The organism is Pyxidicoccus fallax, assembly GCF_012933655.1.
GTDB classification, from domain to species: domain Bacteria; phylum Myxococcota; class Myxococcia; order Myxococcales; family Myxococcaceae; genus Myxococcus; species Myxococcus fallax.
In genome coordinates, this window is sequence record NZ_JABBJJ010000009.1 from 55812 (window position 1) to 73361 (window position 17550).

A 17550-nucleotide genomic window follows, 5' to 3' on the forward strand; every position below is an offset into this window, starting at 1 on the left:
GAGCACTGGCTGCTGGAGCGCCACGATTTCCTCCCGCCGAGGTAGTCCCGGCGAGTGCTGATGCAGCCGAAACATTTGGCCTGATGACGACCAACCTAGTGTCTCAACAATCCGGTGCGGTACACTCGCCGCCGCCGTGCGTCCCTCGCCGGGACGTGTGAACGCGCCTTCATGATCCTGCTTCACGACTCTTCTTCGTTGGTGGAACTCGCGCGGCGAAGGGCGGAACAACACCCGCAGCAGCGCGCCTACACGTTCCTGGTGGATGGTGACGCAGAGGAAGCGCACCTCACCTACGCGGAGCTGGACCGGCGGGCGCGAACCATCGGCGGCTTCCTGCAGGGCCTGGGCGCCCGGGGTGAGCGCGTGCTGCTGCTCTACCCGCCGGGTCTGGACTACGTGGCCGCCTTCGTCGGCTGCCTCTACGCGGGCGCCGTCGCCGTACCGGCCTACCCGCCGGATCCGATGCGCGTGGCGCGCACCCTGCCCCGCCTCGAAGCCGTCATCCAGGACGCCCGGGCGCGCTTCGCCCTCACCACCGGTTTCATCCAGTCCGTCGCGGAGTCGCTGGCCAAGCAGTCCGCCGCACTCGCGGGGCTGACGTGGGTGGCCACCGACTCGCTGGAGGACTCGGCCGCGGACGGGTGGAAGGACCCGGGCGCCACGCGTGAGTCGCTGGCGTTCCTCCAGTACACCTCCGGCTCCACGGGCACGCCTCGCGGCGTCATGCTCAGCCACGGCAACCTGCTGCACAACTCGTTCGCCATCCACCGGTGCTTCGAGCACTCGGAGGCAAGCCGCGGCGTCATCTGGCTGCCGCCGTACCATGACATGGGGCTCATCGGCGGCGTGCTGCAGCCGCTGGCCGGTGGCTTCCCGGTGGTGCTGATGTCGCCGCTGGACTTCCTCAAGCGCCCGGCGCGGTGGCTGGAGGCCATCTCCCGCCACAAGGCGACGACGAGCGGCGGGCCCAACTTCGCGTACGACCTGTGCGTCCGCAAGACGACGCCGGAGCAGCGCGCGGCGCTGGACCTGAGCACCTGGGACGTGGCCTTCAACGGCGCCGAGCCGGTGCGCGCGGAGACGATGGAGCGCTTCGCCCAGGCCTTCGCCGTGTCGGGCTTCCGCAAGCAGGCCTTCTACCCGTGCTACGGGCTGGCCGAGGCCACGCTGATTGCCTCCGGGGGCCGCAAGGCGGCACTGCCGGTGGAGCGGATGTACTCGCGTGAGTCCATCCAGCAGGGCCGCGCCGAGGCCGCTCAGCCGGGAACGGAGGGCGTGAGCACGTTGGTGGGCTGCGGCCAGAGCGTGCTGGACCAGGAGCTGCTCATCGTGGACCCCGAGTCTCACCAGCCCGCACCCGTAGGACGGTTGGGAGAAATCTGGGTGCGCGGCGCGAGCGTGGCCAGCAGCTACTGGGAGCGGCCCGAGGAGAGCCAGGCCACCTTCCACGCGCGCCGCGCCGACACCGGCGAGGGGCCCTACCTGCGCACGGGCGACCTGGGCTTCTTCGCGGACGGGGAGCTGTTCGTCGCCGGCCGCATCAAGGACCTCGTCATCCTGCGCGGGCGCAACCACTACCCGCAGGACCTGGAGCTGACCGCGGAGGGCAGCCATCCGGCGATGCGGCCGGGCTGCTCGGCGGCCTTCTCCGTGGAGGCCGAGGGCGAGGAGCGGCTGGTGGTGGTGATGGAGGTCGACCGCAAACAGCTCGCGGAGCCCGCAGAGGCCATCGACGCCCTCCGCCGCGCCATCGCCAGCGCGCATGAGGTGGCGGTGGGCACCGTGGTGCTCATCCCCCCCGGCGGGCTGCCCAAGACCTCCAGCGGCAAGGTGCAGCGCCGTGCGTGCCGCGCCATGTACCTCGCCGGGGAGCTGGAGGTCCTCGCGGAGGACTCGGGCGGCAAGGACGCGGGCCCGGCGGCTTCCGGCGAGGCGTCCGAGGCCACCGTCCGCCTGACGCGTGAGGCGCTGCGCTCCGCTCCCACCGAGACGCGGGCGGCCCTGCTGGGCGCCTTCCTGCGGCAGCACCTGTCGCGCGCCCTGCGCATCCCCGCCGACTCGCTGGACGCGACCCGGCCGCTCACCGCGCTGGGCCTCGACTCCATCCATGCCGTCGAGCTGAAGGCGGCGCTGGAGGAGGAGCTGGGGCTCGGCGTGCCCGTGGCGCTGCTGCTGGAGGGCGTGCACCTGGAGGCGCTCACCGCGCGGGCCCTCTCGGAGCTGAGCCACCCCACCCGCGTGCTACCTGCGCTGGAGGCCGGCGCTCGTGGAGACGCGCCGCCGCTGTCGTACGCACAGGAGCGGCTGCTGTTCCTGGAGCAGCTCGCGTCGGGCAGCGCGGCCTACAACATCCCCGCCGCCGTGGAGCTGGACGGCACGCTCGACGTGGCGGTGCTGGGCCGCGCGCTGGAGGCCATCGTCCACCGGCACGAGGTGCTGCGCACGCGCTTCCCCCGCGTGTCCGGGCGGACCACGCAGGACATCCTGAAGCCGGAGCAGGTGCCCGCGCCCCTGTCCGGACCGGACGCGGTGGTGAACCTCTCCGCGCTGCCCGAGGAGCAGCGGCGGGCGGAGGCCGAGCGCCTCACCGCCGACGAGGCCCGGCGGCCCTTCGCCCTGGAGCGCGGCCTGCCGCTGCGCGCGCGGCTGTTGCGGCTGTCGGAGCGCCAGCACCGGCTGCTCCTGACGTTGCACCACGTGGTGTCCGACGGATGGACCATGGGGGTGCTCGTGCGCGAGCTGGGCGCGCTCTACACCGCCTTCGCGCAGGGGCGCCCCTCGCCGCTTCCCGCGCTGCCGGTGCAGTACGCCGACCATGCCGCGTGGCTGCGGCGATGGCTGGAGGGCGGCGAGCTGGAGGCGGAGCTGTCGTACTGGAAGGAGCGCCTCGCGGGGGCTCCTCCGCTGCTGGAGCTGCCCACGGATCGGCCGCGCCCGGAGCGCCAGCGCTTCGAGGGCGCTCGCCATCCGCTGGCACTCTCCCCCTCCCTCACCGCGGGCCTGCGGCAGCTGGGACAGGCCGAGGGTGCCACGCCCTTCATGTCGCTGCTGGCCGGCTTCCTCGTGGTGCTGCACGCGCGCACCGGCCGCACGGACCTGGTGGTGGGCACGGACGTCGCCAACCGCGAGCACGCCCGCATCCAGGGGCTGGTGGGCCTCTTCGTCAACCAGCTCGTGCTGCGCGTGGGCCTGGAGGGCAACCCCTCCTTCCGCGCGGTGCTCGGGCGCGTGCGCGAGGTGGCGCTCGGCGGCTATGCGCGCCCGCACGTCCCCTTCGACAAGCTGGTGGAGGCGCTGCGCCCGCCTCGCGATGCCCGCTACAACCCCCTCTTCCAGGTGATGTTCGTGCTGGAGAACGCGCCCCTGCCCGCGCTGAAGCTGCCGGGCCTGGAGCTGCGCCAGGTGGAGGTGGACGACGGCGGCTCGCCCTTCGACCTGTCGGTGCTGCTGTCCGAGTCCGGCGGCCGCTTCCACGGCGTGCTGCGCTATGCCACCACCCTCTTCGACGCGGCCACCATCGCCCGGCTCGCCGCGGACTACGAGGCGGTGCTGTCCACCGTCGTGGCGCGGCCCGACGCCACGCTGGAGGAGCTGCGGCAGGTGCTGGCCGAGCACGAGCGCCAGCGCCAGCAGGCCCGGGCCCAGGAGCTTCAGTCGGCGCGCAAGGAGCTGTTCCGCAACGTGCGGCGCCGCGGCGGGAGTGAGTCATGACGAGTGGCCCGGTGAAGCGCGCGCTGCCCCAGGTGCGGCGACGCGAGGTGGACGGCTCCGGACAGGACTGGGTGCGCTTCGAGGAGCTTCGCCCCGGCCTGCACCTGCCCGTGGTGGCCCGGCCCACGCTGCCGGACGTGGACCTGGCCGCCTGGGGTCGCGCGCAGCGTGCTCGGGTGGATGAGCACCTGCACCGCCATGGCGCGGTGCTCTTCCGCGGCTTCGACGTGGTGACTCCCGAGGCCATGGACCGCGCCATCCAGGCCCTGGCGGACGCGGCCCTGCCGTACGAGGAGCGATCCTCCCCGCGCTCGCAGGTGAGCGGCAACATCTACACGTCCACCGACCACCCGCCGGCCGAGCGCATCTACCTGCACAACGAGCAGTCGTACAACCAGAGCTTCCCGCTGCGCCTCTTCTTCGCCTGCGTGACGCCCGCGCCCGAGGGCGGTGAGACGCCGCTGGCCGACTCGCGCCGCGTCTTCCAGCGCCTGCCCGCCGAGCTGCGCGCCCGCTTCCTGGAGCAGGGCTATATGTACGTGCGCAACTTCGGCCACCGGCTGGGGCTGAGCTGGCAGACGGCCTTCCAGACCGAGGACCGCGCCGAGGTGGAGGCGTACTGCCGCCGCAATGGCATCGACTTCGAGTGGCGCGAGGGCAACCGCCTGCGCACGCGACAGGTGCGCCGCGCCGCGGGCCTGCACCCCGTCACGCGCGAGCCCGTCTGGTTCAACCACGCCACGTTCTTCCACGTCTCCACGCTGCCGTCGAAGGTGGGCGCGGTGCTGCTGGCCGAGCTGGGCGAGGAGGAGCTGCCCAACAACACCTATTACGGCGATGGCTCCCCCATCGAGCCGGCCACGCTGGAGACGCTGCGCGCCGCGTACGAAGCCGAGCAGGTCGCCTTCCCGTGGGAGCGCGGGGACCTGCTCGTCGTCGACAACATGCTGGCCGCCCACGCGCGCTCGCCCTTCTCCGGCCCCAGGAAGGTGCTCGCCGGCATGGCGCGCCCCATCGCCTGGAGCGACGTGACGGAACCGGCTGGCTGAGCCTCTCCGCCACTTCGCGTACGCGCCGTCATCCCTCCCTGGAGCCCTTCTTCCTTGTCCGACACCTCAGGTTTCCGGCTCTCCCCCCAACAAGCTCGGCTGTGGTCTCACCTGGCACCGACTCCTTCAGCGTCCGCGCGGGCTCGCGCGGTGCTGATGCTCGAAGGTCCGATGGACGCTTCGCGGCTGGAGCGCGCCGTGCGGGGGCTCATCTCCCAGCATGAGATTCTGCGCACCTCGTACCGGCGGCTTGCCGGCACGGGGGCCGCGGTGCAGGTCCCCGGCGACGTGCCGGCCACCGTGCTGGAGGTGCTCGACTGGAGCGCCCTGCCCGCCGCCGAGGCTCAGGCGCGGCTGGAGTCCCTGCTGTCCGCGGAGGCCTCACCCGAGGAGGCGCCGGCGCCCTTCAAGCGGGTGGTGCTCGGGACGGAGCGGCAGGCGCTGGTGGTGGACCTGCCCGCGCCGTCCATGGACCGGCAGAGCCTGCTCCTCCTGGCCCGCGAGCTGGGCGCGGCACTGGAGGGAGCCGGCGCGGCCGACGCGGAGCCGCCGCCCCAGTACGCGGACGTGGCGGAGGTCTTCCACCAGCTCCTGGAGTCCGAGGAGACCAGCGACGGCCGCCGCTACTGGAAGTCCCGTGACTTGTCGGGCGCCACGGGCACCACGCTGTCCACGCGCCGTCCTGGCGCGGGGGGCTCCTGGACGCGGCCGGGGCGCCAGTCCCTGGCCCTGAGCGCGCGGACGGCCTCGGCCCTGGAGGCGCTGGCGGGCCGGCTGGGTGCGCGGGTGGCGGACGTGGTGCTCGCGGGGTGGATGGTGCTGCTGGCCCGGATGGGTGGGCTCGATGAGGCCTGCGTGGCGGTGCGGTACGACGGGCGTACCTTCGAGGGGCTGGACGTGGCGCTCGGACTCTTCGAGCGCTGGCTGCCGATGCGGGCTCCCTCGAACGCGCGGGTCCGCTTCGAGGAGTGGGTTCGAGAGGTCGCCCGGGAGTGCCGTGAGGCCGAGGCGTGGCAGGACTACTTCGAGGCCTCCGCGTTTCTTCCCGGGGCGACTCCGGGCGCGGCGCCCCCTCCGCTCTCCTTCTCGTTCGCGGAGGCGACCCGACCGGCGCCCGTCCAGGCCGGAGGGCTGGAGGTGTCCATCACCCACGTGGAGTCGCGGACCGAGCGCGCCGAGCTGGCGCTGACGCTCGTGCGCGGCGAGCCCGGGGCATCGAGCCTGGAGCTGGAGCACGACGCCAGCGCGTACACGTCCTCGGAGGCCACCCGGCTGCTGGAGCGACTGGAGGCGCTGCTCTCCGAGGCCGCCGCCTCGCCGGAACGCGCCCTGGAGGCGCTTCCGTGGGTCAGTGCCCAGGAGCTGCGCGCGCTGGCCGGCTTCAACGCCACGGCCCGCGATTACGACACCGACGGCACCCTCCCCGCCCGCTTCGACGCCCGGGCCCGGGCAACGCCGGACGCGGTGGCGGTGGCCTTCGAGGATGACTCGCTGTCCTTCTCCGCGCTGGCCGAACGCGCCAACCGCATGGCCTGGCACCTGCGCGCCAAGGGCGTGGGCCCCGAGGTGCGCGTGGCCGTGTGCCTGGAGCGCTCGGTGGAGCAGTTCGTGGTGCTGCTCGCCATCCTCAAGGCCGGCGGCGCCTTCGTCCCGCTGGACCCGACGTACCCGCGCGAGCGGCTGGCCTACGTCATCCAGCAGTCCGGCGCGCCCCTGGTCATCACCCGCTCGCACCTGCGCCGCGCCGTGCTCCCCGAGGGCACGCACACCTTCGTCTGCCTCGATGAGGCGTCGGAGGCCATCGCCGCCTCGCCCGCGCACGCGCCCGAGGTGACGCTGGCGCCGGAGAACGTCGCGTATGTCATCTTCACCTCCGGCTCCACGGGCCGGCCCAAGGGCGTGATGATTCCGCACCGCTCGGCGCTCAACCTGGCGGCGACGCTGCGGGACACCGTGTACCAGGGCCGGGGCCCCGGGCTGCGGGTGAGCGTCAACGCGCCGCTCGTCTTCGACGCCTCGGTGAAGCAGTGGCTGCAGCTGCTCAATGGGCACTCGCTCCACATCGTCCCGGAAGAGGTCCGGCCGGACGCCGAGCGCATGCGCGCCTGGGTCCAGCGCCATGCGGTGGACGTGCTGGACTGCACGCCCTCGCTGCTGGTGCCCATGCTGGCGCGGGGCCTCGGACGCGAGCCGGACTTCTCACCCCTCATGGTGCTGGTGGGTGGCGAGGCCATCGACGCGCGCACCTGGGCGGAGCTGGCCGCCCGCCCGGCCACCCGCTTCGTCAACATGTACGGCCCCACCGAGTGCACGGTGAACGCCACCACCTGCCCCATCTCCGACTCCGCCGAGCCGAGCATCGGCGGGCCGCTGGGCAACGTGCGCGTGCACGTGCTGGACGCGGGGCTGCGCCCCGTGCCCCTGGGCGTGCCGGGCGAGCTGTTCATCGGCGGAGCCGGCGTGGGCCGTGGCTATGACGGCCGGCCCGAGCTGACCGCCGAGCGCTTCGTGCCAGACCCCTTCAGCCCCGTGCCGGGCGCGCGCCTGTACCGCACCGGCGACGTGGGCCGCTACCGCGAGGACGGCCGCATCGAGTTCTCCGGCCGCGCCGACTTCCAGGTGAAGGTGCGCGGCTACCGCATCGAGCCAGGCGAAATCGAGTCGCTGATGCGCGCCCACCCCGAAGTGGCCGAAGCCGTGGTGCTGGTGCGCGAGGGCGAAGCGCGGTTGGTGGGGTACTTCGTGCCTCGCTCCGGTGGCGCGGACGCCGAGCTGGCGGCCCAGCTCCGCGGCTTCCTGCGGGAGAAGCTGCCCGAGTACATGCTGCCGTCGGTGCTGGTGCCGCTGGCGCGGATGCCGCTGACTCGCAACGGCAAGGTGGACCGCGGCGCGCTGCCGGATCCGGCGGCGGTGCAGCGGGACGCGGCGCCGTACGAGGCCCCCACGTCGGAGCTGGAGCAGCGCATCGCCTCCATCTGGCAGGAGGCGCTCAAGGTGGAGCGGGTGGGCTTGCACGGGAACTTCTTCGACCTGGGCGGGCACTCGCTCCTCATGGTCCAGGTACACGAGAAGCTCTCGGCCGCGTTCGGCCGGCGCTTCTCCATGGTGGAGCTCTTCCAGCACCCCACGGTGGCCTCGCTGGCGAAGTACATCGCCCAGCAGTCCTCACCGGACGACGCGAAGCAGCAGGCGCGCGACGAGCGGGCCCGGAAACAACATCAGGCAATGCAACAGCAGGCTCTCAAGGCGAAGGCCGGTAGGGGGAAGCGATGAGCACCGAGCAGGAGTCTCCTCAGCTCGAGGGTATTGCAATCATCGGCATGGCATGCCGGTTCCCAGGCGCGGGCACGCCCGAGGCCTTCTGGAAGAACCTCCAGGAAGGCGTCGAGTCCATCACCTTCTTCAAGGACGAGGAGCTGGACCGCGCCGCCATCGCCCCCGAGGAGCTGAAGGACCCGAAGTACGTCAAGGCCCGCGCCACCCTGGACGGCATCGACCAGTTCGACGCGCGCTTCTTCGACTTCTCCCCGCGCGAGGCGGAAATCACCGACCCCCAGCAGCGCATCTTCCTGGAGTGCGTCTGGGAGGCGCTGGAGTCGGCCGGGCATGACCCGAGCCGCGCGACGGGCTCCATCGGCGTCTACGCGGGCGCGGGCGCCAACGGCTACCTGCTCTACAACCTCTCCTCGGCCGGGCACCTGGTGGGCACCATCAACGCCTTCCAGGCCGTCATCCACAACAAGAACGACCACCTGGCCACGCGCGTGGCCTACAAGCTGGACCTCAAGGGGCCAGCGGTGACGGTGCAGACGGCGTGCTCCACGTCGCTCGTCGCCATCTACCACGCGTGCCAGAGCCTGCTGGGCCACCAGTGCGACATGGCGCTGGCCGGCGGCGTCACCGTCACCGTGCCGCAGAAGACGGGCTACCTCTACACGGAGCGGGGCATCGGCTCGCCGGACGGGCACTGCCGTCCCTTCGATGCCAGCGCCCAGGGCACCGTGGGCGGCAGCGGCGCGGGCGTGGTGGTGCTCAAGCGCCTGGCGGACGCCATCGCCGACGGAGACGTCGTCCACGCCGTCATCCGCGGCGGCGCCATCAACAACGACGGGACCGACAAGGTGGGCTACACGGCCCCCAGCGTCGGCGGGCAGACGGAGGTCATCGGCCTGGCGCAGGCGCTGGCCGACGTGGAGCCGGAGTCGATTACGTACGTGGAGGCCCACGGCACCGGCACGCCCATGGGCGACCCGATTGAAGTGAAGGCCCTTACCCAGGCCTTCCGCTCGGGCGGCGCGAAGCGCAATGGGTTCTGCGGCCTGGGCTCGGTGAAGGGCAACGTGGGCCACCTGGACACCGCGGCGGGCGTGGCGGGCCTCATCAAGACGACGCTGGCGCTGAAGCACCGGCAGCTGCCGCCGAGCCTGGGCTTCGAGAAGCCCAACCCCGAAATCGACTTCGCCAACAGCCCCTTCTACGTCAACGCGAAGCTGAAGGCCTGGGAGTCGACGGGCCCCCGGCGCGCGGGCGTCAGCTCGTTCGGCCTGGGCGGCACCAACGCCCACGTGGTGCTGGAGGAGGCGCCGGAGCGCGAGGCGTCCGGCCCCTCGCGCGAGCACCAGCTGCTGGTGCTCTCCGCCCGCTCGGCCGCGGCGCTGGAGGCGGCGACGAGCCGGCTCGCGGAGCACCTGAAGGCGAACCCCACGCTGAACCTGGCGGACGTGGCGTACACGCTCCAGACGGGCCGCAAGGGCTTCGAGCACCGGCGCTACGTGGTGTGCCGCACGGTGGAGGAGGCGGCCCAGGCCCTGGGCACCCTGTCTCCGGACCGGGTCATCACCCGCGTGCAGGAGCCGGTGCGCCGGCCCCTGGTGTTCATGTTCCCCGGCCAGGGCTCTCAGCACCCGGGCATGGCCGCGGGTCTCTACCGCACGGAGGCCGCCTTCCGTGAGGCGGCGGACCAGTGCCTGGAGCTGCTCAAGGGCCGGACGGATCTGGACCTCAAGCCGCTGCTGTTCGGCACGGACAGCCAGGACGCGCAGGCCGCCGCGAAGCTGGAGCAGACGGCCCTCACCCAGCCCGCGCTCTTCGTCGTGGAGTACGCGATGGCGCGGCTGCTCATGGCCTGGGGCCTGGAGCCCTCGGCGATGATTGGCCACAGCGTGGGCGAGTACGTCGCCGCGTGCCTGGCCGGCGTCTTCTCGCTGGAGGACGCGCTGGAGCTGGTGGCCACCCGCGGCCGGCTCATGCAGTCCTGCCCGCCGGGCGCGATGCTGTCCGTGCAGCTCCCGGAGGCGGACGTGCGCCCGCTGCTGGGGCCGGGCCTGGAGATTGCCGCCACCAACGCGCCGGGCTCGTGCGTGGTGGCCGGCACGCCCGCGGACATCGAGGCGCTGGAGAAGCGGCTCGCCGCGAAGGACGTGCTGGCCCGCCGGCTGCGGACCTCGCACGCCTTCCACTCCGCGATGATGGACCCCATCGTCTCCGCCTTCCGCGACGCGGTGGCCAAGGCGAAGCCGTCCGCGCCGAAGCGGCGCCTCATCTCCAACGTGACGGGCACCTGGATGACGGCCGAGCAGGCCACGTCGCCCGACTACTGGGCGAAGCACCTGCGCCAGCCGGTGCGCTTCGCGGACGGTCTGGAGGAGCTGCTGAAGGACGCGGAGGCGGTGCTGCTGGAGGTGGGCCCGGGCAAGGCGCTCCAGTCGCTGGCGCGCTGGCACCCGCGCAAGAAGCAGGGCCAGTCCATGCTCACCTCGCTGCCGCCCGTGGGCGAGGCCACGCCGGAGCCGGAGTACTTGCTGCGCACCCTGGGCCAGCTGTGGCTGCTGGGCGTGGAGGCGCCGCACCTGTTCGCCGGGGAGAAGCGCCGCCGCGAGGCGCTGCCCACCTACCCGTTCGACCGCCAGCGCTACTGGGTGGACCTGCGCTCCGCGCCCGGCACCCAGGGCACCCGCCGGGGCACGCTGGACAAGCGCCAGGACGTGGCGAGCTGGTTCTGGCTGCCGGTGTGGAAGGAGTCCGCGCCGAAGGTGGCCTCCGTGGCGACGGTGGACCCGAAGGCGACCCCGTGGCTGCTGCTGCTGGACCGCGCGGGCCTGGGCGCGAAGCTGGCCGCGCGGCTGCGCAAGGAGGGCCGGCCGCTGGTGGAGGTGTCGCTGGCCCGTGAGGCGCGGCGCACCGGCGCGGACTCGTACGAGCTGAACCCCGGCCGCCGCGAGGACTGGGCCACGCTGCTGTCCGAGCTGGCGGCGGATGGCCGGCTGCCGGAGCACATCGTCCACCTGGGAGGCCTCACCGCCGAGGGCTCGGGCGCGACGGCGGAGGACGTGCTGGAGCGCTCCTTCTTCAGCCTGCTGCACCTGGGACAGGCGCTGGGCGGGCACGCGGCGGGCAAGCCGGTGCGCCTGACGGTGGTGTCCAACGGCATGCAGGAGGTGACGGGCGGGGACCTCGTCTCGCCGGAGCAGGCGACGGCGCTGGGCCCGTGCGCGGTGATTCCCCGCGAGCTGCCGCACGTGCGCTGCCGCAGCGTGGACGTCACCCTGCCCCCCGCGGGCAGCTTCCAGGCCGGACGGCTGGTGGAGCTGCTGGCCGCGGAGCTGACGGCCGACGCGGAGGAGCCGGTGGTGGCCCTGCGCGGCGGACGCCGCTGGGTGCGCGACTTCGAGGAGGTGCGCCTGGAGGAGGGTCCCACCTCCGCCGTGCCCCTGCGTGAGGGCGGCGTGTACCTCATCACCGGCGGCCTGGGCGGCATGGGCCTGTCCTTCGCCGAGGCGCTGGCGGAGAAGTGCCGCGCGAAGCTGGTGCTCACCGGCCGCGCCGCGGTGCCACCCCGCGAGGAGTGGGCGAAGCACCTGGCGTCCGGCGACGAGGCCACGCGCCGCCGCATCCAGGCCGTGCAGCGGCTGGAGGAGAAGGGCGCGCAGGTGCTGGCGCTCGGCGCGGACGTGACGGACCTGGAGCGGATGCGGGCCGTGGTGGACACGGCGCGCGCGCGCTTCGGCGCCGTGCAGGGCGTCATCCACGCGGCCGGCGTCGCGGGCGGAGGCATGCTCCAGCTCAAGACGCGCGAGGCGGCGGCGGCGGTGCTCGCGCCCAAGGTGACGGGCTCGCGGGTGCTGGCGGCGGTGCTGGAGGGCGAGCGGCTGGACTTCTTCGTGGCCTGCTCGTCGCTGTCCTCGATGGTGGGCCGCTTCGGCCAGGTGGACTACACGGCGGCCAACACGTTCCTGGACGCCTTCACGCGCGCGTACCAGGCGCGCACCGGCACGTACGCGGTCTCCATCAACTGGGGCGCCTGGGACGAGGTGGGCATGGCGGCGCGGCCCGCGGCGCAGGCCGGCGAGGGCCGCGCCCTGTCGCACCCGTTCGTCCACCGCTGCCTCGTGGACACGCCGCAGCGCAAGGTCTTCGCCGGCACCTTCGGCGAGCCGCGCTCCAACTGGGTGACGGACGAGCACCGCATCCTCGGCAACCCCACCGTGCCGGGCGTGACGTACTTCGAGATGGTGCGCGCCGCCATGGCGGACGAGGCCCAGGGCCGCGTCATCGAGCTGCTGGACAACTACTTCCTCGCGCCGCTGCGCGTGCCGGAGAACGAGACGCGCGAGGTGCGCCTCATCCTGGAGAAGGACGGAGACGGCTGGCGGTGGGTGGTGCGCAGCCTGCCGCCCGGAGGCGTGGGCAAGGGCACGGACCACTCGGCGGGCCGGGTGCGCTTCGGCGGGCCGAAGGTGCCGCGCTACGAGGACCTGGAGGCGCTGCGCAAGCGCTGCGACAAGCCGCGTCCCCAGTCGCTGGAGGCCGAGTACGAGCAGGAGCTGGGACCGCGCTGGAAGAGCGTGCAGGCCATCCTCCCCGGCGAGCACGAGCTGCTCATGGTGCTGGAGCTGATGCCGGAGTTCTCCGGCGACTTCGAGGCGCTGCGCTTCCACCCGTCGCTCATCGACCGCACGTCGGGCATCGCCAAGAGCTTCCTGGCGGCGCACGGCTACTACCTGCCCTTCGGCTACAAGGTGCTGCGCCTGCACGGCGAGCTGCCCCGTCGCGTGTACAGCCACGCGCGCATCCGGGCCAACGAGTCCACCGATGGCGGTGAGACGCTCGCCTTCGACCTGACGATGATGGACGAGCAGGGCCGCGTGTTGGTGGAGGTGGAGCGGCTGACGCAGAAGCGCGTCAACGACCCCGCCGCCGAGCTGCGCGCCCTGGCCGCCGCGGCCCGCGAGTCCGCCCTGGCGAAGGTGCTGCCCACCGAGGAGCGGCAGGAAATCGCCCCGCGCGAGGGCGTAGTGGCGCTGGAGCGCATCCTCTCCTCCGGAATGGCACCGCAGGTGGTGGTGTCCGTGAGGGACCTGCACGCCACCATCGCCCACACGGACGAGGTGGTGCGCGAGCGCGTGCTGCAGGCGGTGAGCGAGACGCGCACCTCCGGCGAGCAGCAGCCCCGGCCGGAGCTGAAGACGCCGTACGTGGCGCCGCGCAACGAAATCGAGCAGCGCATCGCCGAGGCGTGGCAGTCGGTGCTCGGCATCGACAAGGTGGGCGTCAACGACAACTTCTTCGAGCTGGGTGGCGACTCGGTGCAGGCCATCCAGATCATCGCTCGGGGAAGCCAGTCGGGCCTGCAGCTCAGCCCGCAGCAGTTCTTCCAGTACTCCACCATCGGCGAGCTGGCGGAGATGATTGCCGGAGTGCTGGCGAAGCAGGCCGAGCAGGGCCCGGTGGTGGGCCCCGCGCCGCTCACTCCCGAGCAGCGCCGGCTGCTGGAGGCGCCCGCCCCGGCGTCCATCCGGGTGGCACGGCTGCCGGTGCCCGCCGCCATGGAGGCCGCGGAGCTGTCGCGGTCGCTGAGCGCGCTGCTGGCGCACCACGATGCGCTCCGGCTGCGCTTCACGAAGGGCGTGTCCGGCTGGCAGCAAGTGGGGACGCCTCCGGGGGCCGACGTGCCCTTCGCGGAGGTGGACCTACGCGCGCTGCCGGCGACCGAGCACGCGGCCGCGCTCCACGGCGAAGAGGAGAAGCTGCGCGCGAAGCTGGACGTGGCCGCGGGCCCGCTGCTGGCGGCCACGCGGGTGCGGCTGGAGGGTGGCGCGGGCAGCCAGTTGCTGGTGGCGGCGCACGGGCTGGCCGTGGATGGCGGCTCGTGGCGGCTGCTGGTGGAAGACCTGAACGCGGCGCTGCGTCACACGCGAGGCGGCCCGGGCCTCCGCCCGAAGACGGCGTCCTTCAAGCGCTGGGCGGAGCGGCTCGCGGAGGAGGCCACCTCCGAGTCACTGCGCCGAGAGGAAGCGGTGTGGCTCGGCGCGAGCTGGGAGGGCGCCGTGAAGCTCCCGGTGGAGCGCTCGGGCGGTGCTTCGGGCGTGGCACGCGCGGTGGACGTGGCGCTGACGGAGGACGAGACGCGGCAGCTCACCGAGCGGCTCGCCGGGACGTGGCGCGCGGACGTGACGGAGAGCGCGGTGGCCTCGCTCGGCCGGGCGCTGGCGGCCTGGGCGGGCGGCGGCCAGCAGCGCGTGGACGTGGTGTCCGACGGGCGCGAGGCCTTCGATGGAATGGACTGCTCGCGGACAGTGGGCTGCTTCGACGTCACCTGGCCGCTGCTGCTGGAGGTGGCGGGCGGGCCGTCGGCGGCCGAAGCCCTCAAGGCCGCGAAGGAGCGGATGCGCCGCGTGCCGCGCCGGGGCATCGGCTTCGGACTGCTGCGTGATGGCCCTCACGGCGAGCTGTCCGAGCGACTGAAGCGCCTGCCGCGCGCGGAGGTGGTGTTCCGTCACCTGGGCGCCGTCGAGGCCCCCGCGGACGAGGCGCCCCTGGCACCCGCCACGGCGCCGGGAGTCCCTCGCGGCCTGGGCGGGTACACCCTGGCGGTGGAGACGTTCCTGTCCGGCGGCCGGCTGCACGTGCGCTGCGCCTACGACGACGGCGTGTACACGCAGGCCACGGCCTCGCGGCTGGCCGGGGACATCCTCGACGGGCTGCGGGCGCTCCGCGGCGAGGGCCAGGACACCCGGGCCGCGCTCTCCTCCGTGGACTTCCCGCTGGCCGGCCTGGACGACTCGCAGTTGGGCGCGCTCGCCGCCCTCATCGACGACGCGGATGGCACCGAAGGCTGAGGGCTGAAGCACCATGAAGAACGTCGAGGACGTCTACCGATTCACCGCCTCGCAGCGGGAGCTGCTGTCCCAACGGCAGCCCGAGTCCCGCATCGAGCACCTCCACTCGCCCTTCCGCGGCGCCGTGGACGAGTCCGCCCTCGAGGAGGCCCTGCGCGAGCTGGTCCGTCGGCACACCGCCCTGCGCACCGCCTTCTTCATGCAGGGCCTCGCCGAGCCCATGCAGGTGGTCCGCGAGAAGGTCTCCCCCTCCCTGGAGCGCGTTGACGCCACCTCGCTGCCGGGCGGCGTTGACGCCTGGCTGGAGGCGGACCGCCAGCGCGGGATGAACCTCACGGCTGCACCCCTGGTCCGCCTGTCACTGCTGCGCACCGGACCGGACACCGGCGCGCTCGTCTTCGGCTACCACGGCGCGGTGCTCGACGCGGGCTCGGCCCGCCTGTGCCTGGAGGAGCTGCTGCACCTCTACAAGGCCCGCCGCGAGCAGCGCGAGGCCGGCCTGGAGAAGAGCCGCCCCTTCCGCGAGTACCTCTCCTGGACGGAGCAGCAGCCCACCGCCGAGACGGAGGCGCGCTGGCGCGAGCGGCTCGGCGGTGCCCGCCCCACCCTCCTTCCCGAGCTACCCCCCACGGCGGAAGCCACCGCTCCGGCACGGGTCCAGCAGCAACTGCTCTCCTCCACCGAGACGGGCAACGTGCAGGCGTTCCTGCGCAAGCACAAGCTGGAGCCAGGCACCCTCGTCCAGGCCGCCTGGGCCCTGCTGCTCCGGCACCTCACCGGGAGCCAGGACGTCGTGTTCGGCGCGCTCGTCCCGGGACGGCCCGCCTCGCTCTCCCAGGGGCGGCCGATGCTCGGCAGCTTCGCGCACGTCCTCCCCCGGCGCCTCACCGTCCCCTCCGACGGCAACGCCGTGCGCTGGCTCCGCGGACTCCAGGCCGACCTCACCGAGGCTCAGCGCCACGAGCACGTCTCCACCGCGCAGGTGCGCCAGTGGCTCGGGCTCGCGGAGGACGCCCTCCTCTTCCAGAGCGCCGTCGCCGTCTGGGAAGCCCCCGACGAGGACCCACTCAAGCCGCTGGCCCGTGGGCTCGGCTTGCACGGCTTCACCCGCTCCGCGCCGTCACCGTCCCTTCCCCTGTACGTGGAGGCCGTGCCCGGCCCGCGCCTGGCGCTGCGCCTCCACCATGATGCCCGCCGCTTCGCGCCGCTGGACGTCATCCGCCTGTCGGGGCAACTCGCGGCGCTCCTGGACACGCTCGTCTCGCAGCCGGACCGCGACGTGTCCTCCCTGGGCGAGGTCTTGGACGCCGCCGGCAAGGCCGTGGGCGCGGGCGCGCGCGGCCCCATCACCGCCGGCTCAACCCCGGAGCCCGAGGAGCTTCGCGCGCTCATCGCCCAGCACCCGGAGGTCCGCTCCGTCGCCGTGCGCGTGGAGGGCGACGCCCTGGTGGCTCACGTCGTGCCGGCCCGCCGCCGGGCCCGGAAGCTGGACTTCGGCCTCTTCTTCTTCGCCGACGAGGACTCCGGCAGCCGCGACAAGTATCACCTGCTCCTGGAGGCGGCGAAGTTCGGGGACCAGCACGGCTTCACCTCCGTCTCCACCCCGGAGCGCCACTTCCACGAGCACGGCGGCATCTATCCCAACCCCGCGATGCTCGCCTCCGCGCTGGCCACCATCACCCGCAACATCCGCCTGCGCGCCGGCAGCGTCGTGCTGCCCCTCCAGAGTCCCTTCCGCGTTGCCGAGGAGTGGTCCATCGTCGACAACCTCTCCGGCGGGCGCGCTGGCATCTCCATCGCCTCCGGCTGGGTGCCCAACGACTTCGCCTTCTTCCCCGAGAACTTCGCCCGCAAGCGCGACGTCATGTGGGAGAACCTGGAGAAGGTCGAGCGCCTCTGGCGCGGCGAGGCCGTCACCACCCTGGACGGCGTGGGCAAGGAAGTGCAGCTCAAGGTCTTCCCCCGCCCCATCCAGCCCCGGCTGCCCACCTGGGTGACGTGCGCCACGGACCCCGCCCTCTTCGAGCGCACGGGCGCCAGCGGCTACAACGTCCTCACCTCATTGCTGGGCCAGTCCCTGGAAGAGGCGCTGGAGAGGATTGGCCTCTTCCACGCCGCAGCGGACCGGGCCGGCCATGCGCGTGGCTCGCGCATCGCCACGCTGATGATGCACACCTTCGTCGGCCAGGATGCGGACGAGGTGCTCGACAAGGTCCGCGCCCCGCTCACCGCGTACCTGCGCGCGCACGTGGCGCTGATGCAGACGCTGGTGAAGAGCCTGGACCTCCAGGTGGACATCAACGAGCCGAAGTGGGCGGACTACCTCGCCTCCTACGCCTTCGAGCGCTACTACCGCTCCGGCGCGCTGATCGGCACCGTGACGAGCTGCCTCCCCATGGTGGACCGGCTGCTCGACGGCGACGTGGACGAGGTGGCCTGCCTCATCGACTTCGGCGTGGACACCGCCTCCGTGCTGGACAGCCTCACCCACCTCGCCGAGCTCAAGCGCCTGGCCCAGGACGATGCCCTGCGCATGGAGCGTGTCCTCTCGGAGTACCTCGACGAGCGCGTAGTGGGACGCCGCCCCCCGCTTCACATCCGGCTCGTGGACGCGCTTCCGAGCGAAGGTAACGGGTAGGCAGGGACGCGGCCAGGTCGCTCAAGACGGG

The 17550-nt window shown here is 73.0% G+C and carries 5 protein-coding genes; all 5 read left to right on the top strand.

Features of this window, described 5'->3' with window-relative positions:
* Window positions 1–171: 171 nt before the first annotated feature.
* From HG543_RS03335 to HG543_RS03355, 5 genes are read left to right on the top strand one after another with little or no spacing between them, the layout of a single operon-like run.
* Window positions 172–3714, top strand: a complete 3543-nt coding sequence (locus HG543_RS03335) for a condensation domain-containing protein (protein WP_169343173.1) — start codon at window positions 172–174, stop codon at window positions 3712–3714.
* Entirely contained in the window at window positions 3711–4763 is a 1053-nt protein-coding gene (locus tag HG543_RS03340) for a TauD/TfdA family dioxygenase (RefSeq protein WP_169343174.1), read from the top strand. Before HG543_RS03335 ends, HG543_RS03340 begins: the two co-directional genes overlap by 4 nt.
* Before the next feature lie 54 nt (window positions 4764–4817).
* On the top strand, window positions 4818–8036 hold the full coding sequence (locus HG543_RS03345) for a non-ribosomal peptide synthetase (protein ID WP_169343175.1): 3219 nt from the start codon (window positions 4818–4820) through the stop codon (window positions 8034–8036).
* Window positions 8033–14881, top strand: coding sequence for a type I polyketide synthase (locus HG543_RS03350; protein ID WP_169343176.1), 6849 nt, complete (start codon window positions 8033–8035; stop codon window positions 14879–14881). The genes HG543_RS03345 and HG543_RS03350 overlap by 4 nt, the downstream gene beginning before the upstream one ends.
* A 13-nt stretch (window positions 14882–14894) precedes the next feature.
* Window positions 14895–17519, top strand: coding sequence for a MupA/Atu3671 family FMN-dependent luciferase-like monooxygenase (locus tag HG543_RS03355; RefSeq protein ID WP_169343177.1), 2625 nt, complete (start codon window positions 14895–14897; stop codon window positions 17517–17519).
* Window positions 17520–17550 lie beyond the last annotated feature (31 nt).